This window comes from Streptomyces venezuelae ATCC 10712, from assembly GCF_008639165.1.
Classification (GTDB): domain Bacteria; phylum Actinomycetota; class Actinomycetes; order Streptomycetales; family Streptomycetaceae; genus Streptomyces; species Streptomyces venezuelae.
Map to the genome: position 1 here is coordinate 3,882,097 of NZ_CP029197.1, position 22,951 is coordinate 3,905,047.

The 22,951-nt window shown below is 73.2% G+C and carries 21 protein-coding genes; 11 read left to right on the forward strand and 10 right to left on the reverse strand.

Annotated features, from left to right (window positions below):
- Positions 1-55 precede the first annotated feature (55 nt).
- Both DEJ43_RS17770 and DEJ43_RS17775 read left to right on the forward strand, forming a co-directional pair.
- Positions 56-1,363 (forward strand): M18 family aminopeptidase, encoded by a 1,308-nt coding sequence (locus DEJ43_RS17770; protein WP_015034771.1) that lies wholly within the window; start codon positions 56-58, stop codon positions 1,361-1,363.
- Between the two features lie 58 nt (positions 1,364-1,421).
- Entirely contained in the window at positions 1,422-1,745 is a 324-nt protein-coding gene (locus DEJ43_RS17775) for a hypothetical protein (RefSeq protein WP_015034772.1), read from the forward strand.
- Here DEJ43_RS17775 and DEJ43_RS17780 read toward each other — a convergent pair whose 3' ends face one another.
- Entirely contained in the window at positions 1,746-3,539 is a 1,794-nt protein-coding gene (locus DEJ43_RS17780) for an NHL domain-containing thioredoxin family protein (RefSeq protein WP_015034773.1), read from the reverse strand.
- A gap of 144 nt (positions 3,540-3,683) precedes the next feature.
- Between DEJ43_RS17780 and DEJ43_RS17785 the strand changes: the two genes are divergently transcribed.
- The 3 genes from DEJ43_RS17785 to DEJ43_RS17795 are packed head-to-tail and all read left to right on the forward strand — an operon-like array spanning position 3,684 to position 6,489.
- On the forward strand, positions 3,684-5,213 hold the full coding sequence (locus DEJ43_RS17785) for a DUF11 domain-containing protein (RefSeq protein ID WP_167537139.1): 1,530 nt from the start codon (positions 3,684-3,686) through the stop codon (positions 5,211-5,213).
- 2 nt (positions 5,214-5,215) lie between these two features.
- Complete coding sequence (locus DEJ43_RS17790) at positions 5,216-5,965, forward strand: bestrophin-like domain (RefSeq protein WP_015034776.1); 750 nt, start codon at positions 5,216-5,218, stop codon at positions 5,963-5,965.
- A 32-nt stretch (positions 5,966-5,997) separates the two neighbouring features.
- Positions 5,998-6,489: an LURP-one-related/scramblase family protein gene (locus tag DEJ43_RS17795; protein WP_041662625.1), complete on the forward strand. Its 492-nt coding sequence runs from the start codon at positions 5,998-6,000 to the stop codon at positions 6,487-6,489.
- Positions 6,490-6,597: 108 nt separating this feature from the next.
- Here the strand turns inward: DEJ43_RS17795 and DEJ43_RS17800 are convergent, their stop codons facing one another.
- Positions 6,598-7,917: a trans-sulfuration enzyme family protein gene (locus DEJ43_RS17800; protein WP_015034778.1), complete on the reverse strand. Its 1,320-nt coding sequence runs from the start codon at positions 7,915-7,917 to the stop codon at positions 6,598-6,600.
- Positions 7,918-7,980: 63 nt separating this feature from the next.
- On the opposite strand from DEJ43_RS17800, the gene DEJ43_RS17805 reads away from it, so the two are divergent.
- Both DEJ43_RS17805 and DEJ43_RS17810 read left to right on the forward strand, forming a co-directional pair.
- Positions 7,981-9,519: an aminotransferase-like domain-containing protein gene (locus DEJ43_RS17805; RefSeq protein WP_015034779.1), complete on the forward strand. Its 1,539-nt coding sequence runs from the start codon at positions 7,981-7,983 to the stop codon at positions 9,517-9,519.
- A gap of 11 nt (positions 9,520-9,530) precedes the next feature.
- Positions 9,531-10,139 carry a hypothetical protein gene (locus tag DEJ43_RS17810; protein WP_015034780.1) on the forward strand — a complete coding sequence of 203 codons (609 nt, stop codon included), beginning with the start codon at positions 9,531-9,533 and terminating at the stop codon, positions 10,137-10,139.
- Between the two features lie 113 nt (positions 10,140-10,252).
- Here DEJ43_RS17810 and DEJ43_RS17815 read toward each other — a convergent pair whose 3' ends face one another.
- Positions 10,253-11,050, reverse strand: coding sequence for a carbon-nitrogen family hydrolase (locus DEJ43_RS17815; RefSeq protein WP_015034781.1), 798 nt, complete (start codon positions 11,048-11,050; stop codon positions 10,253-10,255).
- A 155-nt stretch (positions 11,051-11,205) separates the two neighbouring features.
- Between DEJ43_RS17815 and DEJ43_RS17820 the strand changes: the two genes are divergently transcribed.
- Positions 11,206-12,033, forward strand: coding sequence for a maleylpyruvate isomerase family mycothiol-dependent enzyme (locus DEJ43_RS17820; protein ID WP_015034782.1), 828 nt, complete (start codon positions 11,206-11,208; stop codon positions 12,031-12,033).
- A gap of 36 nt (positions 12,034-12,069) precedes the next feature.
- Here the strand turns inward: DEJ43_RS17820 and DEJ43_RS17825 are convergent, their stop codons facing one another.
- The 6 genes from DEJ43_RS17825 to pdhA form a co-directional block, all read right to left on the reverse strand.
- Positions 12,070-13,386: an MFS transporter gene (locus DEJ43_RS17825; RefSeq protein ID WP_015034783.1), complete on the reverse strand. Its 1,317-nt coding sequence runs from the start codon at positions 13,384-13,386 to the stop codon at positions 12,070-12,072.
- Positions 13,383-14,024 (reverse strand): GntR family transcriptional regulator, encoded by a 642-nt coding sequence (locus tag DEJ43_RS17830; RefSeq protein ID WP_015034784.1) that lies wholly within the window; start codon positions 14,022-14,024, stop codon positions 13,383-13,385. The genes DEJ43_RS17825 and DEJ43_RS17830 overlap by 4 nt, the downstream gene beginning before the upstream one ends.
- Positions 14,025-14,116: 92 nt before the next feature.
- Positions 14,117-14,638 carry a hypothetical protein gene (locus tag DEJ43_RS17835; protein ID WP_015034785.1) on the reverse strand — a complete coding sequence of 174 codons (522 nt, stop codon included), beginning with the start codon at positions 14,636-14,638 and terminating at the stop codon, positions 14,117-14,119.
- Positions 14,639-14,756: 118 nt separating this feature from the next.
- A complete protein-coding gene (locus tag DEJ43_RS17840) occupies positions 14,757-16,181 on the reverse strand; it encodes a dihydrolipoamide acetyltransferase family protein (RefSeq protein ID WP_051026113.1) in 1,425 nt (474 codons plus the stop codon).
- A 31-nt stretch (positions 16,182-16,212) separates the two neighbouring features.
- Positions 16,213-17,193, reverse strand: coding sequence for an alpha-ketoacid dehydrogenase subunit beta (locus tag DEJ43_RS17845; protein WP_015034787.1), 981 nt, complete (start codon positions 17,191-17,193; stop codon positions 16,213-16,215).
- Positions 17,194-17,195: 2 nt separating this feature from the next.
- Positions 17,196-18,374: a pyruvate dehydrogenase (acetyl-transferring) E1 component subunit alpha gene (pdhA, locus tag DEJ43_RS17850; RefSeq protein ID WP_015034788.1), complete on the reverse strand. Its 1,179-nt coding sequence runs from the start codon at positions 18,372-18,374 to the stop codon at positions 17,196-17,198.
- A gap of 338 nt (positions 18,375-18,712) precedes the next feature.
- On the opposite strand from pdhA, the gene DEJ43_RS17855 reads away from it, so the two are divergent.
- The 3 genes from DEJ43_RS17855 to DEJ43_RS17865 all read left to right on the forward strand — a co-directional run bounded on the left by DEJ43_RS17855 (position 18,713) and on the right by DEJ43_RS17865 (position 21,063).
- The gene (locus DEJ43_RS17855; RefSeq protein ID WP_015034789.1) at positions 18,713-19,372 is read left to right on the forward strand and encodes a response regulator; all 660 of its coding nucleotides are present in this window, start codon (positions 18,713-18,715) and stop codon (positions 19,370-19,372) included.
- Between the two features lie 107 nt (positions 19,373-19,479).
- Positions 19,480-19,932, forward strand: coding sequence for a pyridoxamine 5'-phosphate oxidase family protein (locus tag DEJ43_RS17860; protein WP_015034790.1), 453 nt, complete (start codon positions 19,480-19,482; stop codon positions 19,930-19,932).
- Positions 19,933-20,055: 123 nt separating this feature from the next.
- Positions 20,056-21,063, forward strand: coding sequence for a phosphotransferase (locus DEJ43_RS17865; protein WP_041662627.1), 1,008 nt, complete (start codon positions 20,056-20,058; stop codon positions 21,061-21,063).
- 76 nt (positions 21,064-21,139) lie between these two features.
- Here DEJ43_RS17865 and DEJ43_RS17870 read toward each other — a convergent pair whose 3' ends face one another.
- A complete protein-coding gene (locus DEJ43_RS17870; protein ID WP_041662629.1) occupies positions 21,140-22,759 on the reverse strand; it encodes a protein kinase domain-containing protein in 1,620 nt (539 codons plus the stop codon).
- Between the last annotated feature and the right edge of the window lie 192 nt (positions 22,760-22,951).

A 22,951-nucleotide genomic window follows, 5' to 3' on the forward strand; every position in this document is an offset into this window, starting at 1 on the left:
GATCGATGTGCGGGGCCGCGTATTCGTATACCGGGCCCTGCGTAAGGTGGAACCCATGACCAGCGCAGCCTCCCGTCCGACCGCCGGCCCCTTCGACCGCGGACACACCGACGACCTGATGGCCTTCCTGACGGCCTCGCCCTCGCCGTACCACGCGGTCGCGAGCGCCGCCCAGCGGCTGGAGAAGGCCGGGTTCCGCCGGGTCGAGGAGACGGCCGCCTGGGACGCGACCACCGGCGGGAAGTACGTGATCCGCGGCGGCGCGATCATCGCCTGGTACGTGCCGGAGGGCGCCGCCGCCCACACCCCGTACCGCATCGTCGGCGCCCACACCGACTCCCCCAACCTGCGCGTCAAGCCGCAGCCCGACATGGGCGCGCACGGCTGGCGCCAGGTCGCCGTGGAGATCTACGGCGGCACCCTCCTCAACACCTGGCTCGACCGCGACCTCGGCCTCGCCGGACGGCTCACCCTCCGCGACGGCAGCCACCACCTCGTCAACGTGGACCGGCCGCTGCTGCGCGTCCCGCAGCTCGCCATCCACCTCGACCGCTCCGCCAACGACGGCCTGAAGCTGGAGCGCCAGCGCCACATGCAGCCCGTCTGGGGCACCGGCGAGGTCCACGAGGGCGACCTGATCGAGTTCGTCGCCGCGGAAGCCGGGGTCGACGCCGAGGACGTCAGCGGCTGGGACCTCATGGTGCACGCCGTCGAGGCACCCGCCTACCTGGGCCGCGACCGCGAGCTGCTCGCCGGACCCCGCATGGACAACCTGCTGTCCGTGCACGCCGCCGTCGCCGCGCTCGCCTCCCTCGCGGGCCGCGACGACCTCCCGTACATCCCGGTCCTCGCCGCCTTCGACCACGAGGAGAACGGCTCCGAGGCCGACACCGGCGCCCAGGGCCCGCTCCTCGGCAACGTCCTGGAGCGCTCGGTGTACGCGCGCGGCGGCTCGTACGAGGACCGGGCGCGGGCCTTCGCGGGCACCGTCTGCCTGTCCTCCGACACCGGCCACGCCGTCCACCCGAACTACGCGGAGCGCCACGACCCCACGCACCACCCGCGCGTCAACGGCGGCCCGATCCTCAAGGTGAACGTCAACCAGCGGTACGCCACCGACGGCAGCGGCCGCGCGGTCTTCGCCGCCGCCTGCGAGAAGGCGGGCGTGCCCTGGCAGTCCTTCGTCTCCAACAACGACATGCCCTGCGGCACGACCATCGGCCCCATCACCGCGGCCCGGCACGGCATCAGGACCGTCGACATCGGCGTCGCGATCCTCTCCATGCACAGCGCCCGCGAACTGTGCGGCGCCGAGGACCCGTACCTCCTCGCGAACGCCCTGGTCGCCTTCCTGGAGGGCTGAGTCCCGCACCGCACGCGCGAAACATCCGCGAAAGGTCCCGCCTGACAGCGTCGTCCCCATGCACCGTCATGAGGGTCCGCCGCTGCGGAAGTTCGTCACCGTCATCACCGCCGCCGTGCTCCTCGGCACGGCGGCGACCGGCGTCCTGATCGCCACCTACGACGACCGGCCCCCGTGGGCCACGGACATCGCCTACGAGGGCGGCTACCTCCAGGCCGTACGGATCACCAAGTGGCGCGCCCTGCGCGACGGGGAGTGCACCGACATGGAACGGCAGGGGATGGGCGGCGCCCGGGCCGTCCACGACCCGGCCGCCTGGGTGGACGGCTGCCTGGACGGGGCCGCGGGGCGCCCGTCCAGGAACCAGGGGATCGTCCGCTGACTACGCGTCCATGCCGGCGAGGATCAGCGGCAGCCGGGACACGCCCGCCTCCGTGAGCTTCACCGGGACGCCCCAGTCCTGCTGGTGGACGTGGCAGGCCGGGTACTCGTTGGCCGGATCGTCGTCGCAGGACGCGGCCATCGCCGAGACGTGCAGCACGCCCTCGGTCACGTCCGGGTTCAGGTCGAGCTCCCGGAACAGGTCGGTCCCGGTCCCCGCCCCGCCGAGGAGCAGCTCCGGCGGGGTCGAGGACACCAGGAGCCGCGTGGAGGGACCGTAGCGCTCGTCGAGCTTCTGCCCGGTCGGGGCCTGGAACACCACGTCGAGCCGGAGCCGGCCCGGGGCCACCTCGGTGGCCTCGCGCCGGGTGCGGTGGGCGACGGCGTCGACCCGCACCGCCTCCTCGGGCAGCCGCAGCCGGGTCAGCCGGTGCCGGGCGGACTCGACGACGACGATGTCGCCGTCGACGAGCACCGCGCCGCTGGGCTCGCGCAGATCGGTGGCGAGGGTCGTCACCTCACCGGAGGCGGGGTCGAAGCGGCGCAGGGCGTGGTTGTACGTGTCCGAGACCGCGACCGAGCCGTCGGGAAGGGCCGTCACGCCCAGCGGGTGCTGGAGCAGGGCCTGCTCGGCGGCGCCGTCGCGGTGGCCGAAGTCGAAGAGGCCGGTGCCGACGGCGGTGTGCACGCCGCCCTCCGGGTCGACCCAGCGCAGGGCGCTGGTCTCGGAGTCGGCGACCCAGAGCCGGTCCTCGGTGGCGGCGAGCCCGGACGGCTGCGCGAACCACGCCTCGGCGGCGGGTCCGTCGACGAGCCCCTCGTTCGTCGTCCCGGCGGCGACCTCGACGGTCCCGCTCCCGGGGTCGTACGTCCACAGCTGGTGGACGCCCGCCATGGCGATCCACACCTTGCCCTGCCACCAGGCGACGTCCCACGGCGAGGACAGGTCGACGTCCAGCGCGGGCCCGGAGGTGGGGGACCCCTGCCACCACTGCTTCCCGGTACCGGCGACGCGCTCGATGACACCGGTCTCCGGGTCGTACGTGCGCAGCGCGTGGTTCACGGTGTCGGCGACGACGACCGTGCCGTCGGGCAGCTGCGCGAGACCCTGCGGCTCCCGGAAGACGCCTTCACCGATCCGCCGTACGACGGTCTCGCCGTCGGCGGCCAGCTCGACGAGCCGGTGCCGGGTGGTGTCGGAGACCAGGAAGTTCCCGGACGGCAGCAGAACCGCCTTGCCGGGGAACCGCAGCTCGGTGGCGACCGGCTCGGGCGCCACGTAGGGCCCGTCACCACGCCGCAGCGTCCCCTTGGCGCCGTGCTCGGCCTCCAGCTCCTCGACGAGCGTCCGGATGGCGTTGGCGTGCCCCTCACCGGCGTGCTGGGCGACGACGTACCCCTCGGGGTCGATGACGACGAGCGTCGGCCACGCCCGCACGGCGTACTGCTTCCAGGTCGCGAGCTCGGGGTCGTCGAGCACGGGGTGGTGCACCTCGTACCGCTCGACGGCATCGACGACGGCCTGGTGCTCGGCCTCGTGCACGAACTTCGGCGAGTGCACCCCGACGATGACGAGCGTGTCCCGGTGCTTCTCCTCCAGCTCCCGCAGCTCGTCGAGGACGTGCAGGCAGTTCACACAGCAGAAGGTCCAGAAATCGAGCAGAACGATCTTTCCTCGCAGGTCGGCGAGGCTCAGATCGTCTCCTCCCGTGTTCAGCCAGCCACCCTTGCCGATCAGCTCGGGGGCGCGGACACGGGCACGGCGGGGGGTGGTCGCGGGCGCGGAGTCGTTCATGGTTCAAGGGTGCCGTACGGGTGGAAATCGTGGGGCGGGTGGGGGCCCGGTGCGTGTCCGGGTGGGGGGTGGGGGTGGGGGGTGGTCAGCATGGCGGGCATGGTCGCACGCTTGATCGGATCATCTGAACATTCCTGCCGATGGGTGAAGGGCGGACTCCTCGTGCTGCTGTGCTTACTGCCCTGCCTCACCCCGGCCGCCACCGCCGCCCCGGCCGGCGGGGCCGGGGACGGCGCCCTGCGGGTCACCGTGACCGTGAACGGGCGACGGAACAGCGGCACCCACCCGCCCGCCCTCCGGGCCGGCGGGCCGGTCGTCACGCGCTACCGGCTGGTCAACCGGGGCGAGGCCCATCTGTACGGCCTCCGGATCCTCGACCCCTCGGTGCCCGGCGGGGCCGTACGGTGCCCCCGGCGGCCGCTGCCCGCGCTCGGGGAGCTGGAGTGCGTCGCCAGGTTCCGCGCGGCGCCCGGGGCGCACCGGGGGACCGTCCGCGCCGAGGGCTCGATCCCCTCGCTCCGGCGCCTGGTCACCGCGACCGCCCGCGCCGGGTACTCCGGCGTCGCCGGCGCCCTCCGCCTGACCGAACGGGTCACCGTCGCGCCGCCCGCCCGCCGCACCGCCGCGCCCGGCCGGCTGCGCGCCCTCCGCCCCACGGGTACCGCCACCGTCACGTACACCGTCACCAACCTCGGCAACCGGCCCCTGCACGCCGTCCGCGTCGACGACCCCGCGCTCGGCCTGCGCGCCGGCTCCGGAACCAGGGCCGGGACCGGGACCGCCGTCGACTGCGGCGGGCGGCCCGGCACCGTGGCCGTCCTCGCGCCCGGTGCCTCCGCCCGCTGCACCGCCACCGTACGGAGACCCCCCGGCACCCATCGGAGTACGGGTCTCGCCTCCGGGACCGACCGGGTGACCACCTACGGGCCCGACGGCGCCCGCGTCCCGGCACCGACCCTCGTCGCCCGCTCATCCGCCGTGTTCACCCTGCCGGCAGCGGCCGAGCCGGGCGCGTCGAGGCCGCCGTCGGGCCCGGGCAGGCCCGCGGAGCCCGTACGGGGGAGTGGGGGCGCGCCCGGCGCTCGGGGCGGCGGCGCCACGCCGTCCGGGCGTCCCGCCGCCCCCGGCAGCGCCGGGGTTCCGGCCCCGGGGGCCGCCGTACTGCTGGAGCTGCTGTTCCCGGGCGCCGGGGCGCAGGACGCGGGGGCAGCGGGGGGCCTGGGCCCCGTGGGGGACGTGGGGGACGTGGGAGGTATGGCTGATGTCGGGGGCTTGGGGGACGTGGGCGATGCAGGGGCCGGGGGTGGCGACGGAGGTGCGGGCGCGGCCGCTGCCGCTGCCGGGGGCGGGGCTGCGGCAGGCGGCGGGGGCGGGGCCGCGGCCGGGACCGGAGCCGCGGCCGGGACCGGGACCGGGGCTGCGGCAGCCGGAGCCGGGGTCGGGGGGCTTGGTTCCGCCGGGGGGCGTGGGGGCGACGTCTCCGGCGTCTCCGCCGGCACCCCCGTCCCCCCGCCCTCCGCCCGCCGTGCCGCCGCCCTCGACGACGAGGGCTTCGTCGGGCGGCTGCGTCGGCGCGGACGGGAGGCGAGTGAGCTCGGGGTGGTGACGATGCTGCTGCTGCTCCTGATCCCGGCGGCCCTCGCCGCCGCCCTCCTCGGCAACCGGAAAGGCTGACCGTGGCCCTGTTCGAAACGCTCGTCGTCGTCTTCGGCGTCGCGCTCGTCGCCGCCCTCGCCGTCGTCGCCAAGACGAAGCTCTTTCCGCTCGGCGCGGACGAGGAGCCCCGGGAGGACGTCGCCGAGTACATCGCCATGATGGTGTCGGTCCTCTACGCCGTCGTCCTCGGCCTCTGCCTGGTCTCCGTCTGGGACACCCGGTCCGAGGCCGCCGAGAACGTCCAGGCGGAGGCGAGCGCCCTGCACCAGACGTATCTGCTCGCGGACGCGCTCCCCGCGGACCGGCGCCAGCCGCTGCGGGACGCGGCCCGGACGTACGCCAGTCACGTCGTGGACGTCGAGTGGCCGGTGATGGCGGCGCGCGAGCCCATCGACCCGGTCGGCTGGCGGCTCCTCGAACGGCTGCGGCAGGCGGGCGAGGTGAGCGACGCGGCGAAGGTGCCGCAGCAGATCGCCGCCCAGGAGGTGCTCGCCCAGCTGGGTTACGTCGACGACGCCCGGCGCGGCCGGGAGGCCGCCGCGCAGGAGCGGCTCTCCCCCGTGCTGTGGACGGGTCTGCTCATCGGGGGCGCGCTGACGCTGGCGTTCATGTTCCTCTTCGGGATCAGGAGGAGCACGACGCACGTGGTGATGGTGATGGGTCTTTCGGGGTTCATCGCGTTCACCGTGCTGCTGATCCATCAGCTCGACGCGCCGTTCGGCGAGATGCTCGGGGCGACCCCGGACCCGTTCACCCGCTACTTCGGGTGAGAAGCGGCGGCCGTACGGGCAGGCATGACGGCGTGAAATATCTCGTACGGGACAAGATCTTCGCGATCGGCGACGACTACTGGATCGAGGACGAGCAGGGCCGCCACGCCTTCCTCGTCGACGGCAAGGCGCTGCGGCTGCGCGACACCCTGGAGCTCAAGGACCCCGACGGGCGGGTGCTGGTCACCCTGCGGCAGAAGATGTTCAGCCTGCGGGACGCGATGACCGTCGAGCGGGACGACCGGCCGCTCGCGACGATCCGCCGCAAGCGGCTCTCGCTGCTGCGCAACCACTACCGGGTGACGCTCGTCGAGGGCACCGAACTGGACGTCAGCGGGCGGATCCTGGACCGGGAGTTCGTCGTCGAGTACGAGGGGGAGCTCCTGGCCCACATCTCCCGGCAGTGGTTCCACGTCCGCGAGACGTACGCGGTGAACGTGGTCCGGGAGGACGCGGACGCCGCGCTGCTCGTGGCCGTGGCGGTGTGCGTGATCCGGATGGCCGAGCGCGAACGGGAGGAGTGACCGGCGCGCGGTTGCGAGCGCCGGTTCGCGCCGCGGCGCGGTCTCACGCCGCCCTCATCAGCGTCCGGCGCAGCCTCACCCCGCCCCTCATCAGGGTTCGGCGCCGCCTCACGCCGCCTTCGTCAGCGCCTGCTCCAGGTCCGTCCACAGGTCCTCGACGTGCTCGATGCCGACCGAGATCCGGACCGTGCCCGGGCCGATGCCGGCCGCGTCGAGGGCCGCCGCGTCGAGCTGGTGGTGGGAGGTGGAGGCCGGGTGCATGACCAGGGTCTTCACGTCGCCGAGGGAGACGCTGAGGGAGGCGAGGCGCACCGCCTCGACGAAGGTGCGGCCCGCCTCCCGGCCGCCCGCGAGGTCGACCAAGACCACGCCGCCGCCCCCGCGGGGCAGCAGCCGCGCGGCGATCTCCCGGTCGGGGTGGCTGTCGAGGGCGGGGTGGCGGACGGCCGCGACCGCGGGGTGCGCGGCGAACCGGGCCGCCAGGTCGGCGGCGCTCGCGCACTGGCGCTCCATGCGCAGGGAGAGGGTCTGCATGCCGCGCAGGGTGAGCCAGGCGGCGAACGGGTCGGTGGACGCGCCCTGTTCGACGGCGTGGCGGCGGACCCTGCGGTACAGCCCGTCGTCCTTGAAGACGGCGACGCCGCCGAGGACGTCCGCGTGTCCGGCGAGGTACTTGGTGGCGGAGTGGACGACGATGTCGGCGCCGTGGTCGAGCGGCCGGCAGAGCAGCGGCGAGGCGAAGGTGTTGTCGACGACCACCGGGACCCGGGCGCCGGCGGCGACGGCGGCGAGTGCGGGCAGGTCGGAGACGCGGGTGGTCGGGTTGGCGATGGTCTCCAGGTAGAGCAGCCGGGTCTCGGGGCGCAGCGCCGCCCGCACCTCCTCGGGGTCGGTGCCGGAGACGTAGGTGACGTCGATGCCCCAGCGGGTGGCGAGGTCGTCGAGGACCGCGTACGTACCGCCGTACAGGCAGGTCTGGGCGATGACGTGGTCGCCGCCGGCGAGCAGGCCGAGGAGGACGCCGTTCACGGCGCCCATGCCGGAGGCGAAGGAGAGGCCCGCGATGCCGCCTTCGAGGCGGGCGACGGCGTCCTCCAGGGTGCGGACGGTGGGGTTGCCGAGGCGGCTGTAGAGGAACGCGTCGGTGGAGGTGAAGGCGGTGGCGAGGGCGTCGGCCGAGTCGAAGGCGAAGACGTGGCCCTGGTGGAGGGGGACGCCGAGGGGCCTGCTGCCGGTGATCTCGACGTGCGGCGGGTGGACGGCGAGGGTCTCGGGCCGGGTGGACGCGGGGGCGGGGAGCGCGGGGGCGGGCAGAGGGGCGGCAGGGGCGTGCGCGGAGGCGGGGAGCGCGGAGGTGGGGAGCGCAGGGGCGTGCGCGGTGGTGGGGAGCGTGAGGGCGGATGCGGCGGCGGAGTCGGCGGTGCTCATGAACTCAGTCTGTGGACAGGCAGTTTGCCTTCCCAGGTCCAATCCCGGCAGATTGGTTCGGCGATGAAGCCAATCCAGAGGGACCTCGTCAGCGCCGCGAACCCCGCGGGGCAGCCGCCCGACCCCGACGACCTCGTCTTCCGGCTCGGGCGCTGGTCCGCCGGGCGCGGGCCGCTGTACCTGCTGCTCGCGGCCCGGCTGCGGCGGCTCGTCGACGAGGGCGCGCTGCCCCCGGGGGCGCTCCTGCCGCCGGACCGTCGTCTCGCGAAGGCCCTGGCCGTGGGGCGGACGACGGTGGTCGCCGCGTACGACACCCTGCGGCAGGAGGGGCGGCTCGTCCGGCGGCAGGGCAGCGGGACCCGGGTCGCGCGGGCCGCGCTGGCGGCGGAGGCGCCCCGGGCGGGCGAGGCGCCGCCGCCCCGGGTCACGGAGACGTCGAACCCGCTGTTCCTGCACCTGCTCGAAGCGCCCGACGGCGTGATCCTGCTGAGCTGCGCGGCGCCCGCGCAGCCGCCGCCCGAGCTGGCGGAGGCGTACCGCGCGCTCGTCCTGCCCGAGGCGGACCTCGGTTACCACCCGGCCGGCCTCGGGGTGCTGCGGGCCGCCGTGGCCCGGCGCTACGCGGCGCGGGGCGTGCCGACGGCGCCGGAGCAGATCCTGGTCACCACCGGGGCGCAGCAGGGGCTTTCGCTGCTGGCCCGGCTGCTGCTCGCGCCGGGGGACGGGGTGCTGGTGGAGGCGCCGACGTATCCGGGGGCGCTCGACCTGTTCCGGGAGGCGGCCGCCGTGCCGCTGCCGGTGGCGGTCGGGCCCGAGGGGATCGACGTGGCGGAGGCGGTGCGGGTGATGGAACGTCACCGTCCGGCGCTGGCCTATGTGATACCCCGCTTCCAGAACCCCACGGGGGCGGTCCTTCCGCCGTTGGCGGGGCGCCGGCTGGTCGAGGCGGCGAACGCGCTGGGGGTGCCGCTCGTCGACGACGAGGTGCTCGACGAGCTGGGGTTCGACGACCTGGCCTTCGACGATCCGGCGGGCGGGCCCGGCGGCGCATCGCTCTCCTCCTGCGGCGAGGTGATCGCGATCGGTTCGCTCAGCAAGATCGTGTGGGGCGGGCTGCGGATCGGCTGGGTGCGCGGCCCGGCGCCGCTCGTCGCCCGCCTCGCCCGGCTGAAGGCCCTGCACGACCTGGGCTGCGACGTGCCGTCCCAACTGGTCGCGGCCCGGCTGCTCGACGACTTCGCGCCGGTACGGGCGGCCCGGCTGCGGGCCCTGCGCGCGGGCCACGCCCACCTGCGTGCCGAGCTCGCCCGGCTGCTGCCCTCGTGGTCCTGCGCTCCGGTGACCGGCGGGCAGACGCTCTGGGTGCGGCTCCCCCACGGCGACGGCGTGTCCTTCGCGCAACTCGCCCTGCGGCACGGCGTGGCCGTCCTGCCGGGCGCGACGACGGACGCCCTCGGCGGCAGCGTGCGGCACCTGCGGCTGCACTTCCTGCTGGCGCCGGAGGTGCTGACGGAGGCGGTACGGAGACTGGCGGCGGCCTGGGCGGAGTACGCCCCGGTGCAGGAACCCGGGCGGGCCTCGCTCCGGGGCATCACCCTCTGAAGGGATCGTTCATGCACACCCAGCCGAGCCCGTTCGAGCTGCACGCCTGGAAGGAGGGAAACCGGCACAACTACAGTGCGGGCTGGAAGGGCGTCTCCCCGGAGTTCGGCGAGATCACGCTGACCTGTCCGCTCCCCCGTACCAGCGCCGAGTCGATCGTCTCGGAGCTGCGCGGCGGGCTGCTCCCGACGGCGTCGTTCGAGACGCGCGGCGCGCATGCCGAGGGGCTCGTCCTGCCGGCGCTGAACCGTTCGACGCTGCGGGTCGGGGAGCGGATGGTGTACGTGTCGCGGAACCGTTTCGGCGCCACCCTGGACCAGCGGGCCCTGGCCCTGCGGTACGCGGGCGACCACTATCGGCTCGCCGCCCTCGACAAGCGGGGGTACGTCCTGAGCCGCGCGGCCGACGACGAGGACCCCGGGGTCACGGTCACCGTCCGCGAGACCGGCCGGGGGAGGAACCGCAGGCTGACGGTGCGGACCGCCGGGCGCGCGGAGGGCGGGGACCTGGCCCTCGCCCTGATCTTCGCGGGCGTCGACCGCTCGGCGCTGACGCGGATCGGGGCGGTGAAGGCGGGTCTGTCGCGCGTGACCCACTTCTGGACGGAGTCGCAGTACTGACGCGGGGGCGGCCCCACTAAGGGGAAGCCGCCCCGCTCTTCACCTGAGCCCCGCACCGCCCGTCACCTCAGCCGCGCGCCACCCGTCGCCATAGCCCCGCCCCGCCCGTCGCCTCAGCCGCGCTTCGGCGTCGCGAGGCCCAGGACACGGTCCTTCAAGGCCGGGAACTGCTCGCGGGTGGTCGTGACCTTCGCCGGATCGAGCACGACCCGGAGGATCTCCTCGCCGGGGCCCGCCTCGGCGACGGTCTCGCCCCAGGGGTCGACCACGATCGAGTGCCCGGCCTGCTCCACGCCCGCGTGCGTGCCCGCCGTACCGCAGGCGAGGACGTACGCCTGGTTCTCGACGGCCCGGGCCCGGGCGAGCAGGCTCCAGTGGGCACGGCGCAGGGCGGGCCAGCCGGCCGGGACGACGAAGGCCTGGGCGCCGGCGTCCACGAGGCCCCGGAAGAGCTCGGGGAAGCGCAGGTCGTAGCAGGTGCCGACGCCGATGGTGAGGTGCGGCAGGTCGACGGTGACGAGGTCCTCCCCGGCGGCCATCATCACCGCCTCGCCCTTGTCGAAGCCGAAGCGGTGGATCTTCCGGTAGGAGGCGGCGAGTTCGCCGTCGGGGGAGAGGACGAGCGAGGTGTTGTAGAGCGCGCCGCCCTCCGCCTCGACGAAGGAGCCGGCGTGCAGCCAGACCCCGGCGTCGCGGGCGGCGGCCGCCATCGCCGTGTGCGTGGGCCCGTTCAGGGGCTCGGACTCGGCGGCGAAGAGGTCGGACGCGAAGGCGCCGACGGTCCACAGTTCCGGCAGGACGACGAGGTCGGCGTGGCCGGATTCCTCCCGTACGAGGCGGGCCACGCGGGCCCGCCGGGCGTCGACCGGTTCGTCCGGGTCTACCGCGATCTGGATCAGCGAGGCGCGCACACTACCACCGTCCTGGCATTCGAGCCGTCAACACCGGCCTACGATCGTCACACGAAAGCACTGCCGGGGTGCCTTCGGGCAGCGTAACTTAGCGTCCGAGCCTCCTACCCAGTCGTGTTTTCAGCCCGCGCACCGAAGAACCGCCGAGGGGTCCCGTGACCGTCCATCCCAGCCTCCAGAACTACGCCGACGCCTGGACCCACTCCATCGAGGCGATAGCCGAGCTGGTGCAGCCGCTCGTGGAGGGCGAGTGGAACCGGCCGACTCCGTGCCCGGGCTGGTCGGTCCGGGACATCGTGTCCCATGTGATCGGCATGGAGACGGAGATGCTCGGTGACCCGCGGCCGATCCACTCCCTGCCGCGAGATCTCTACCACGTACGCAGTGACTTCGCGCGCTACATGGAGGTCCAGGTCGATGTGCGCCGCCACCACACGGCGCCGGAGATGACCTCGGAGCTGGAGTACATCCTGATCCGCCGCGCGCGGCAGCTCCGCAACGAGAACCGCTCCCCCGAGCATCTGATCCGAGCCCCGCTGGGCGCCGAGCAGTCCCTGGAACTCGCCTACCGGATGCGGGCCTTCGACGTGTGGGTGCACGAGCAGGACCTGCGGTTCGCGCTCGGTGTGCCGGGCAACCTCGACTCGGCGGGCGCGCACGTCACCCGGGACGTGCTCCTGGAGGCCCTGCCGAAGGTGGTCGCCAAGGACGCGGGCGCGCCCGCGTCTTCGGCGGTGGTGGTGGACGTGAGCGGGCCGCTGGAGTTCCTGCGGACGGTGCGGGTCGACGCGGAGGGCCGGGGTTCGATCGACGGGGCGCCTTCGCTGGGTCCGGCGGTGACGCTCGCGACGGACTGGGAGACGTTCGTGCGGCTCGCCTGCGGCCGGGTCCGGCCGGCCGAGGTGGCCGACCGGGTCAAGACGGAGGGCGACGAGGCGCTGGCGCAGGCCATCCTCGACAACTTCGCGGTGACGCCCCGCTAGCGGTCCGCCCGCCCCCGGCCGCCCGCCGCCCCCGGTCTACACGGGGACGTGGACGGCTTCCACCCTGCTGGCGACCAGCCGTTCCCGTTCCCTGCGCTGGGTGCGGGCCTTGAGGCGCAGGATCTGGACGATGCCGAGGGCCTCCAGGACGAAGACGGACGAGAACGCGATCCGGTAGTTGTCGCCGGTCGCGTCGAGCAGCACGCCGACGGCGAGCAGCGTCGTCATCGAGGCGACGAAACCACCCATGTTGACGATGCCGGAGGCTGTGCCCTGACGCTCCGGCGGGTTCGCCGGACGGGCGAAGTCGAAGCCGATCATCGAGGCGGGTCCGCAGGCGCCGAGGACCAGGCACAGGGTGACGAGCAGCCACATCGGGGCGTGGTCCCCGGGGTACGCGAGGGTGCTCGCCCACAGCAGGGCGGTGGCCGCGACCGTACCGAGGGCGAGCGGCGCGCGGGCCGTGTGGTGGCGGGCGATGATCTGCCCGTACGCGAGACCGACGACCATGTTGGAGAGGACGACCAGGGTGAGCAGGCTCCCGGCGGTCGACCGGGACAGGCCCTGCGCCTCGACGAGGTACGGAAGGCCCCAGAGCAGCAGGAAGACCATCGCGGGGAACTGGGTGGTGAAGTGCACCCACATGCCGAGCCGGGTGCCGGGCTCCCGCCAGGACTCGGCGATCTGACGGCGTACGAACGCGGCGCCCGCGTGCGTGGCGGGCTGGGGCTCGTACCCCTCGGGGTGGTCCTTGAGGAAGAGCAGCAGCAGGACGAGGACGAGGACGCCCGCGAGGGAGCTGCCGACGAAGGTGGTCGTCCAGCCGAGGCCGTGCAGGGCGCGGGCGATGAAGACGGTGGAGACGAGGTTGCCGGCCATGCCGAAGAGGGCGGCGACCTGGCCGATGAGCGGGCCGCGGCGGGCCGGGAACCAGCGGCTGCCGAGCCGCAGGACGCTGATGAAGGTCATCGCGTCGCCGCAGCCGAGGAGGGCCCGGGAGGCGAGCGCCGTGCCGTACGAGGGGGAGAGCGCGAAGCCCAGCTGGCCGAGGGTGAAGAGGACGACGCCGAGGGCGAGGACCTTCTTGGTGCCGAGCCGGTCGACCATGAGGCCGACGGGTATCTGCATGCCGGCGTAGACGAGCAGCTGGAGGATGGAGAAGGTGGAGAGCGCGGAGGCGTTGACGTCGAAGCGGTCGGCGGCGTCGAGTCCGGCGACGCCGAGGGAGGTACGGAAGATGACGGCGACGAAGTAGACGGCGACGCCGACGCCCCAGACGAGGGCGGCGCGGCGGCCGCCGGGCGGGTCGCCGGGCAGGGTGACGGCGGAGCCGTAGCCGTTGCGGTTGCTCACCGGTCCTCCCCTCGGACCAGGACCTTGACCCAGCTGAGGTGCTGGCGCACGCAGTGCGCGGCCCCTTCCACGTCGCCCGCCTTGATCCGCTCCAGGATCTCGGCGTGCTCGGTGATGTTCTTGGCGATCCGGTCGGGCTGGGACTGCATCACGGCGACGCCCATCCGCAGTTGGCGGTCGCGGAGCTGGTCGTAGAGCCGGGAGAGGATCTGGTTTCCGGCGTGCTGCACGATCTCGGCGTGGAAGCACCGGTCGGTGACCGCCACCTCCGCGAGGTCCCCTGCGGCGGCCCGCAGCTTCTGCTCCTCCAGGAGCTCTTCGAGCCGCTCGACGAGCGAGGCGGGCGCGGGCACGGCGCGGCGGACGGCGAACTCCTCGACGAGCAGCCGGGTCTCGACGACGTCGGCGATCTCCTGGGCGGAGACGGCGAGGACGAGGGCGCCCTTCTTGGGGTAGAGCTTGAGCAGCCCTTCCATCTCCAGCTTGAGCAGCGCCTCGCGCACCGGCGTCCGTGACACCCCCACGGCGAGGGCGAGCTCGCCCTCGGTGAGCAGGGTGCCGCCCTCGTAACGGCGGTCGAGCACCGCTTGCTTGACGTGCATGTAGACGCGGTCGGCGGCGGGGGGTGCGGATGCCATGCGTACAGCTTAGATACAACAGGGGTGCAACAGAGAGCCCCGTCCACATCATGGACGGGGCTCTTCGTCGGCCGATGCGCGCGCCGTCGGGATCAGACGGGAACGGCCGAGATGATCTCGCGGATCCTCTTCACCGACGACCGCCGGTACGGCAGGGACGCCACCTCCTCGACGACCGCGCCGAGCCACTCCGCATCCCCGAGCCGGTGCGTCGCCTTCGCCTGGGAGAGCGCCTGGAAGAGCTCGATCAGGAGATAGGTGTGCGCGCTCGTGTAGCGCTGCTCGTGGTGGCTGTAGCGCGCGTACCAGTCGTCGTACGGATGGCGCACGAGGGCGTGGACGGAACAGGCGTCGCGGCCCATGTCGAGGTGGTTCGACTGGGTGGCCCACGTGAGCGCGGTGCCGCCCCGTGTGGCCATCCAGGCCCGGGTGGTGGTGCGGATGCCCAGCTCCATGACCCGTGACCAGGGCACGACGTCCAGCGGCTCCGCCGTGCCGTTCGCACGGTGCTCCATGCCCTCGGCCGTCAGCACGAGGCACATTCCCCCCTCGCGCTCGGGGTCACCGATCACCCACCGGTCCCCGACCAGCCCCAGCGGTCCCAGACGATTCATCACGGTCTCCCCCCGTTCTGCGACGGCACGGCGTCGCGTCCTGAGACAGCAGAACACCCGGTCGGGGGTGGTGTCACCCCCGACCGGGTGTTTCACGTGAAACTTTCCAACTCGGTTATCAGGCCCAGGTGATCAGGCGCTTCGGCTGCTCCAGGATCGCGGCGACGTCGGCCAGGAACTTGGAGCCGAGCTCGCCGTCGACCAGACGGTGGTCGAAGGAGAGGGCCAGCGTCGTGACCTGGCGCGGCTTCACCTTGCCCTTGTGGACCCACGGCTGGAGCTTGATCGCACCGACCGCGAGGATCGCGGACTCGCCGGGGTTCAGGATGGGCGTACCGGTGTCGACGCCGAAGACGCCGACGTTGGTGATGGTGAAGGTGCCGCCCTGCATCGCCGCCGGGGTGGTCTTCCCCTCGCGGGCGGTGGAGACCAGCTCGCTCAGGGAGGCCGACAGCTCGGGCAGGGTCTGCGCGTGCGCGTCCTTGATGTTCGGCACGAGCAGGCCGCGCGGGGTGGCCGCGGCGATGCCCAGGTTCACGTAGTGCTTGAGGACGATCTCCTGCGCCGCCTCGTCCCAGGCCGCGTTGATCTCCGGGTTGCGCCGGACGGCGACCAGGACGGCCTTGGCGATGATGAGCAGCGGGTTGACCCGCAGACCCGCCATGTCCGTACCGGACTTGAGCTCCTCGACCAGCTTCATCGTGCGCGTGATGTCGAAGGTCACGAACTCGGTGACGTGCGGGGCGGTGAAGGCCGAACCGACCATCGCCGCCGCCGTGGCCTTCCGTACGCCCTTGACGGGGATACGGGTCTCCCGGGCATCGGTCGACACCAGCGGGGCGGGGGCAGCCGCCGCCGGGGCGGAGGCGGCAGTCGCAGGGGCCGCCGCCACCGGAGCCGGGGCCTCGACGACCGGTGCGGGCGCCGGAGCGGCCGCGGCGTGGACGTCGTCCCGGGTGATGATGCCGTCCGGGCCGGTCGGGGTGACCGTGGCGAGGTCGACGCCGAGGTCCTTGGCGAGCTTCCGGACCGGAGGCTTGGCCAGGGGCCGTGCGGCAGCCGGCGCGTGGCCGTTGAGCTGCCCCGGTACGGAGACGACGGGCGCCGCCGGGGCGGGAGCGGCCTGGGCGGGGGCGGCCTGGACCGCGCCCTGCGCACCCTTGCGGGGGCGTCGCTTGGTGGAGCTTGCGGCCACGCCGTAACCGACGAGGACAGGCGTACGGCCCTGCGGCTCGGCCTCCTCCTCGGCGACGGCCACGGCCACGACGGACTCGACCGGGGCCGGAGCGGCCTCGGCCACCGGCGCCTCGGGCGCGGTGCCCCCGCCGACGTTCACCGAGATGATGACCTGGCCGACGTCGACCGTGGTGCCCTCGGGGAAGAGGAGCTCGTGGACCGTGCCGTCGAAGGGGATCGGCAGCTCGACGGCGGCCTTGGCCGTCTCGACCTCGCACACGACCTGCCCGTCGGTGACGGTGTCACCGGGCTGGACGTACCACTTGAGGATCTCGGCCTCGGTCAGGCCCTCGCCCACGTCGGGCATCTTGAATTCGCGGATCGTCACGGTGCTCTCCTCAGTACGCCAGCGAGCGGTCGACGGCGTCGAGCACGCGGTCGAGACCCGGCAGGTACTCCTCCTCCAGGCGCGCCGGCGGGTACGGCGCGTGGTAGCCGCCGACCCGCAGGACGGGGGCCTCCAGGTGGTAGAAGCAGCGCTCGGTGATCCGGGCGGCGATCTCGGCGCCGGAGCCGTAGAAGACCGGGGCCTCGTGGACCACCACGAGGTGACGGGTCTTCTCGACCGAGCGCTGGATCGAGTCGAAGTCGATCGGGGACATCGAGCGCAGGTCCAGGACCTCGATCGACTTCCCCTCCTCCTCGGCGGCCGCGGCGGCCTCCAGACAGACCTTCACCATCGGGCCGTACGCGGCGAGCGTGAGGTCGCTGCCCTCGCGCGCCACCCGGGCCTTGTGGAGCTCGCCGGGGATGGCCTCGGTGTCGACCTCGCCCTTGTCCCAGTAGCGGCGCTTGGGCTCGAAGAAGATGACCGGGTCGTCGCTCTGGATGGCCTGCTGGAGCATCCAGTAGGCGTCCGACGAGTTGGACGGCGAGACGACCTTGAGGCCCGCGACGTGCGCGAAGAGCGCCTCGGGGGACTCGGAGTGGTGCTCGACCGCGCCGATGCCGCCGCCGTACGGGATGCGGATGACGACCGGCATCTTGACCTTGCCGAGCGCACGGGCGTGCATCTTGGCGAGCTGCGTGACGATCTGGTCGTACGCGGGGAAGACGAAACCGTCGAACTGGATCTCGACGACCGGCCGGTAGCCGCGCAGGGCCAGGCCGATGGCGGTGCCGACGATGCCGGACTCGGCGAGCGGCGAGTCGATGACCCGGTCCTCGCCGAAGTCCTTCTGCAGACCGTCGGTGACGCGGAAGACGCCGCCGAGCTTGCCGACGTCCTCACCCATGATGAGGACCTTGGGGTCGGTCTCCAGCGCCTTGCGCAGCGACTCGTTGAGCGCCTTGGCGAGGGGAAGCTTCTGTACAGCCATGGTTACTTGACCTCGCCATCCGCGAAGGACGCCTGGTAGGCGGCGAACTGCGCGCGCTCCTCGTCGACGAGCGCGTGCCCGTCCGCGTAGACATTCTCGAAGATCGCCATGTCGTCCGGGTCGGGCATCGTGCGGACACCCTCGCGGACGCGCTTGCCGAGCGCCTCGCTCTCGGCCTCCAGGGCCTCGAAGAACGCCTCGTCGGCGTGGCCCTCCCGCTCCAGGTACGCCTTGAGGCGCAGGATCGGGTCCTTGGCCTCCCAGGCCTCCCGCTCCTCGTCCCGGCGGTACTTCGTCGGGTCGTCGGAGGTGGTGTGGGCGCCCATGCGGTAGGTGAAGGCCTCGACGAGGGTGGGGCCCTCGCCGCGGCGGGCGCGCTCCAGGGCGGAGCGGGTGACGGCGAGGCAGGCCAGAACGTCGTTGCCGTCGACCCGGACGCCGGGGAAGCCGAAGCCGCGGGCGCGCTGGTAGAGCGGGACGCGGGTCTGCTTCTCGGTGGGCTCGGAGATCGCCCACTGGTTGTTCTGGCAGAAGAACACGACGGGCGCGTTGTAGACCGCGGAGAAGGTGAACGCCTCGTTGACGTCGCCCTGGCTGGACGCGCCGTCACCGAAGTAGGCGATCACGGCGGAATCCGCGCCGTCCTTGGCGATGCCCATCGCATATCCCGTGGCGTGCAGGGTCTGCGAACCGATGACGATCGTGTACAGGTGGAAATTGTTGCTGTTGGGATCCCAGCCGCCGTGGTTCACACCGCGGAACATTCCCAGCAGATTCGTCGGGTCGACCCCGCGGACCCACGCGACACCGTGCTCGCGGTAGGTCGGGAAGACGTAGTCGTCGTCCCGCAGGGCACGGCCGGAACCGATCTGGGCCGCCTCCTGGCCGAGCAGCGAGGCCCACAGGCCCAGCTCGCCCTGACGCTGCAGCGAGGTGGCCTCGGCGTCGAAGCGCCGGGTGAGGACCATGTCGCGGTAGAGACCGCGCAGCTCCTCGGCGCTCAGGTCGATGTCGTAATCGGGGTGCTGGACGCGCTCTCCCTCGGGCGTCAGCAGCTGAACGAGCTCGGGCTCCGCGCCCTGCGCCGCCGGTGCCTTCTTCGCGCCTGCGGCGCTGGTGGTGCGCTTGGCGCCGCTGCTGCGTCGCGTCGTCTTGCGCGCGGCAGTGCTCTCCACGGTCACGTGCGTGCTCCTCCGTCGGTCCGGCCCCCGGGTTCGCCGGTAAGCCAGTGCGGCTCCGCCTTATCCGTACCCTTCGCACGGGGTGGGTGCGACGCGGCCGGAGTCGGGCGTGACAGGTGCCCCGGCGAGCGCCGTCATAGGCACGTTACCCATAGTGCGGCATTCCCGCGAAACCCCACTTGACCTGCGATTTTGCTTGGATTTCCAAGTAAATCGAGAAAAGGGGGACTCGCTGCTGGTCAGCGCATGGACAACGGCCCGACGCCGTCGTCGGAACAACCGGCACGTTATCCCGCGCACCCCGGGCGCGGGAAGAGCCAATATGTGAGACTGACTTCGTGCGCGAAGAAGGAAAAATCCGGGTATTTCTGCTGGACGACCACGAAGTCGTCCGGCGCGGCGTCCACGAGCTGCTCTCCGTGGAGGACGACATCGAGGTGGTCGGCGAGGCCGGGACGGCGGCGGACGCGCTGGTCAGGATCCCCGCGACCCGTCCCGACGTCGCGGTGCTCGACGTCCGGCTGCCCGACGGCAGCGGGGTGGAGGTGTGCCGCGAGATCCGTTCGCAGGACGAGGGCATCAAATGTCTGATGCTGACCTCGTACGCGGACGACGAGGCGCTCTTCGACGCGATCATGGCCGGAGCCTCGGGTTATGTCCTCAAAGCCATCCGCGGCAACGAACTGCTGAACGCGGTGCGGGACGTGGCGGCCGGCAAGTCGCTGCTCGATCCGGTGGCGACCGCCCGCGTCCTGGAGCGGCTGCGCGACGGAAACAACTCCAAGGGTGACGACAAGCTCGCCAACCTGACGGAGCAGGAGCGCAAGATCCTGGACCTGATCGGCGAGGGCCTGACCAACCGGGTCATCGGCGAGCGGCTCCACCTCGCGGAGAAGACCATCAAGAACTACGTCTCCAGCCTGCTGTCGAAGCTGGGCATGGAGCGGCGTTCGCAGGCGGCCGCCTACGTGGCCCGCCTCCAGGCCGAGCGCCACTGAAACCGGCGCGGCCCCGGCCGGCGGCGGCGTTTCGGGACCTACGTCCCCGCCAAAGCGGGGCAGGGGCCCCTTTTCGGACCGGGGGCCGGTGGCGGAGAGTGGATGCCATGTCCACCGACGAGATCCGCGCCATCGAGCTCCTCGGCCGTGTGTCGTACGGCAGGGTGGCGACGAGCATGCGGGCGATGCCGTTCGTCGCCCCCGCCCGGCACATCGTGGCCGACGGCCGTGTCCTGCTCCGGATGCACCGGGGGCTCGGCTACCACCGCGCCTGCAACGGCAGCGTCGTCGCGTACGGCGCGGACAACTTCAGCTCCGGGTCCGCGCACCTCTGGTCCGTGCAGTTCACCGGCACCGCCGAGATCGTCGAGCCGACCGAGGAGGAGCTCGCGGCCTTCGGCCCCGATCCGGAGCTGGTGGACGGCGAGGCCTTCGCCCCCGTCTACATGCGGATCGAACCGCAGTTCGTGACGGTGCACGCGCTCGACTACGCGAGCGAGACCCCGGGGGCCCGGCCCGACGCCCACTCCGTGCGGCGACATCTCCACCACGTAGCGTGATCTAACATCTGGCGGGTGCCGCGCTCATCTGAAACGCTCACCCCGCGGGCTGCACCGCTCACCCCGCCGTCCCCCCGGGCCGGCGCCCCCCGAGCGCCGTCCCGGCCCGTCGGCGCCCCACCCGTGGGCGCGCTGCTGCGCCGCCACCGGCACGCCGGAGAGCCCCTCTCCTGCGTGCCCGTCGCCGAAGGGCTGCTCAACCGCGGCTTCCGGCTCTCCACCACCCGCGGCACCTACTTCCTCAAGCAGCACCTGGACGCCCCCACCGCCGACCGCGCCACCATCGCCCGCCAGCACCGCGCCACCCAGCGGCTGCACGCCCTCGGCCTGCCCGTCGCCCCGCCGCTGCCCGACGCCGCCGGCCGCACCGTCGTCGTCGTCGACGGCCACTGCTACGCCCTGCACCCCTGGATCGACGGCCGCCACCGCGACGGCGCCGAGCTCTCCACCGGCTGCTCCCGGCGGCTCGGCACCCTCCTCGGCCAGGTCCACACCGCCCTCGACCGGGTCATGGAGCCCCCGGGGCCGGACGGGGCGCCCGGCACCGGTGACGACGGCGGCCGCGCCAGCGCCGAGGTCCACGACACCTTCCGGGCCATCGACGAGCTGATCCGCCTGGCCCGCGCGCACCGGCCGCGCGACAGCTTCGACGCCCTCGCCGAGCACCGGCTCAGGGAGCGGCGCCGGCTGCTGGCCCAGCACGCGCACCACCGCCCGCCGCCCGCCGCGGCCGCCGGCTGGGTGCACGGCGACTTCCATCCGCTGAATCTGCTCTACCGGGGCGCCGAGCCCGCCGCGATCGTCGACTGGGACCGGCTCGGGGTCCGCCCCAGGGCCGAGGAGGCGGTGCGGGCCGCCGCCATCTTCTTCGTACGGCCGGGGGGCGAGCTGGCCCTGGAGAAGGTGCGGGCGTACGCGCGCGCGTACCGGCGGGCGACCGGCGCCGACCGCGCCGAGCTGGCGGCGGCGGCGCACCGGGTGTGGTGGGAGCGGCTCAACGACTTCTGGACCCTGCGCTGGCGCTACCAGCTGCACGACCGGAGGGCCGACCCGCAGTTCCCCGCGGTGTCGGCCCTGGCGGTCTGGTGGACGCGCGAGTACGAGGCGGTACGCGACGCGTTCGCGGGGTGAGACGGGCCCGGGCCGGTCCGGCTCAGGCCGGTCCGGTCCCGCTCGGGCCCGTCCCGCTCAGGCCGGTCCGGCTCGGTCAGTTCGTCTCGGCGCCGTTGCCCGTCGGCGGCGTGCCCGGGTTGCCGTTGTTGCCGCCGGTCGGCTCGCTGGGCGTGCCGGTCGACGGCGTGCCGGTGGGCTCGCTGGGCTGGTCGGTCGGCTCCGACGGGTTGTCCGTGGGCTCGCTGGGCGTGCCCGTCCCCGTCGACGGCTCGCCCGTGGGCTCCGTGGTCGGCGGCTCCGTGGTCGGCGGCGCGGTCGTGGGCGGCGGCGTCCAGGGCTCCCGGGTGGAACCGCCGTCCGAGGTGCCCGGGTCCGTCGACGGCTCCACGGAGGGCTCCTGCGAGGGCGTGGGCTCCTGGGAGACGGTCGACGGCGAGTTGCTGACCGTCGGCGTCGTGCCGCCGGTGGGCGCCTCCTTCTGGCCCGCCTTGTCGAGGGCGAAGACGACACCCGCGACGACCGCGATCACCGCGAGGGCGGCGAACAGCCAGACCTTGCCGCGGCGGCCGTTGCCACCGCCCTGCGCGCCGTACCCGTCGTGGCCGTAGCCGCCGGTGCCGCCCGTACCGCCGTCGTAACCGCCGTATCCGCCGTCCTCCGGGTTCTGCGGGGGCAGGATCGGGCGCTGCGCGGTCTCGCCGTGCATGGGGTGGCCCATCGCGGTCGTCGCGGCCATGCCGCCGACCGGGGTGTGGCCGCCCTCGTGCGTCTCGACCGGGCCGGTGTTCCACGTGCCTGTGTGGCCGCCCTGCTGCTGGAGCATCTGCAGGCCGTACTGGATGAGGCCGCGCATCTCCTCGGCGCTCTGGAACCGGTCGTCCGGGTCCTTCGCGAGGGAGCGCATGACCAGGCCGTCGAGCTCCGGCGGCACGGCGTGGGTGACCTCGGACGGCGGGACCGGCGCGTCCTGGACGTGCTGGTACACGACGGACAGCGGGGTCTCGCCGGTGAACGGGGGCCGCAACGCGAGGAGTTCGTAGAGGAGGCAGCCGGTGGCGTACAGGTCGGAGCGGTGGTCGACGGCCTTGCCGAGCGCCTGCTCGGGGGAGAGGTACTGCGGGGTGCCCATGACCATGCCGGTCTGGGTCATCGTCGACTGCGCGCCGTGCAGGGCGCGGGCGATGCCGAAGTCCATGACCTTCACGGCGCCGCCGTGGGTGATGATCACGTTCGCCGGCTTGATGTCGCGGTGCACGATGCCGTGCTGGTGCGAGTAGGCCAGCGCCTCCAGGACCCCGGAGACGATGATGAGCGCCTGCTCGGGCCCGGGGGCCTCGGCGCTGAGCAGCAGGTCGCGGATGGTGCGGCCCTCGACCAGCTCCATCACGATGTACGGCACGGGGCGGCCGCCCACGAGGTCCTCGCCGGAGTCGTACACGGCGACGATCGCGTGGTGGTTGAGGCCGGCGACGGACTGCGCCTCGCGGGTGAACCGGGCCTTGGAGACCGGGTCTTCGGCGAGGTCGGCGCGGAGCAGCTTGACGGCGACGGTGCGGCCGAGCCGCACGTCCTCCGCGGCGAACACCTCCGCCATGCCGCCTCGGCCCAGACGGTGCGTCAGCCGGTAGCGCCCGTCGCCGACGACTCCGCCGACGCCCCAGGACTCCGCCGACGCGTCCGGCACACCGCCACCTGCTCCGGATTCGGGTGCCATCAGTCCTCGCCGTCGTCTGTCGTGCCGTGTCCAGTCGTCACGCTACAGGCTCCGTACGACATCACGGTCCGAGATGGACCGGCCATCCAATCCCTTCCACGTACACCTGTGCAAATTCGGCGGGTTTCCTCCGCCGGTTCGGAAACCGTGCGGAGAATCTCCTTGTGCGGAGGGTCACGCGAAGGGTCACGG

Coding starts and splice junctions, on each gene's coding strand:
- DEJ43_RS17770 (WP_015034771.1), top strand. CDS start 56: ATGACCAGCGCAGCCTCCCGTCCGACCGCCGGCCCCTTCGACCGCGGA.
- DEJ43_RS17775 (WP_015034772.1), top strand. CDS start 1,422: ATGCACCGTCATGAGGGTCCGCCGCTGCGGAAGTTCGTCACCGTCATC.
- DEJ43_RS17780 (WP_015034773.1), bottom strand. CDS start 3,539: ATGAACGACTCCGCGCCCGCGACCACCCCCCGCCGTGCCCGTGTCCGC.
- DEJ43_RS17800 (WP_015034778.1), bottom strand. CDS start 7,917: ATGAGCACCGCCGACTCCGCCGCCGCATCCGCCCTCACGCTCCCCACC.
- DEJ43_RS17805 (WP_015034779.1), top strand. CDS start 7,981: ATGAAGCCAATCCAGAGGGACCTCGTCAGCGCCGCGAACCCCGCGGGG.
- DEJ43_RS17810 (WP_015034780.1), top strand. CDS start 9,531: ATGCACACCCAGCCGAGCCCGTTCGAGCTGCACGCCTGGAAGGAGGGA.
- DEJ43_RS17830 (WP_015034784.1), bottom strand. CDS start 14,024: ATGGCATCCGCACCCCCCGCCGCCGACCGCGTCTACATGCACGTCAAG.
- DEJ43_RS17835 (WP_015034785.1), bottom strand. CDS start 14,638: ATGAATCGTCTGGGACCGCTGGGGCTGGTCGGGGACCGGTGGGTGATC.
- DEJ43_RS17840 (WP_051026113.1), bottom strand. CDS start 16,181: ATGCCCGACGTGGGCGAGGGCCTGACCGAGGCCGAGATCCTCAAGTGG.
- DEJ43_RS17845 (WP_015034787.1), bottom strand. CDS start 17,193: ATGGCTGTACAGAAGCTTCCCCTCGCCAAGGCGCTCAACGAGTCGCTG.
- DEJ43_RS17860 (WP_015034790.1), top strand. CDS start 19,480: ATGTCCACCGACGAGATCCGCGCCATCGAGCTCCTCGGCCGTGTGTCG.
- DEJ43_RS17870 (WP_041662629.1), bottom strand. CDS start 22,759: ATGGCACCCGAATCCGGAGCAGGTGGCGGTGTGCCGGACGCGTCGGCG.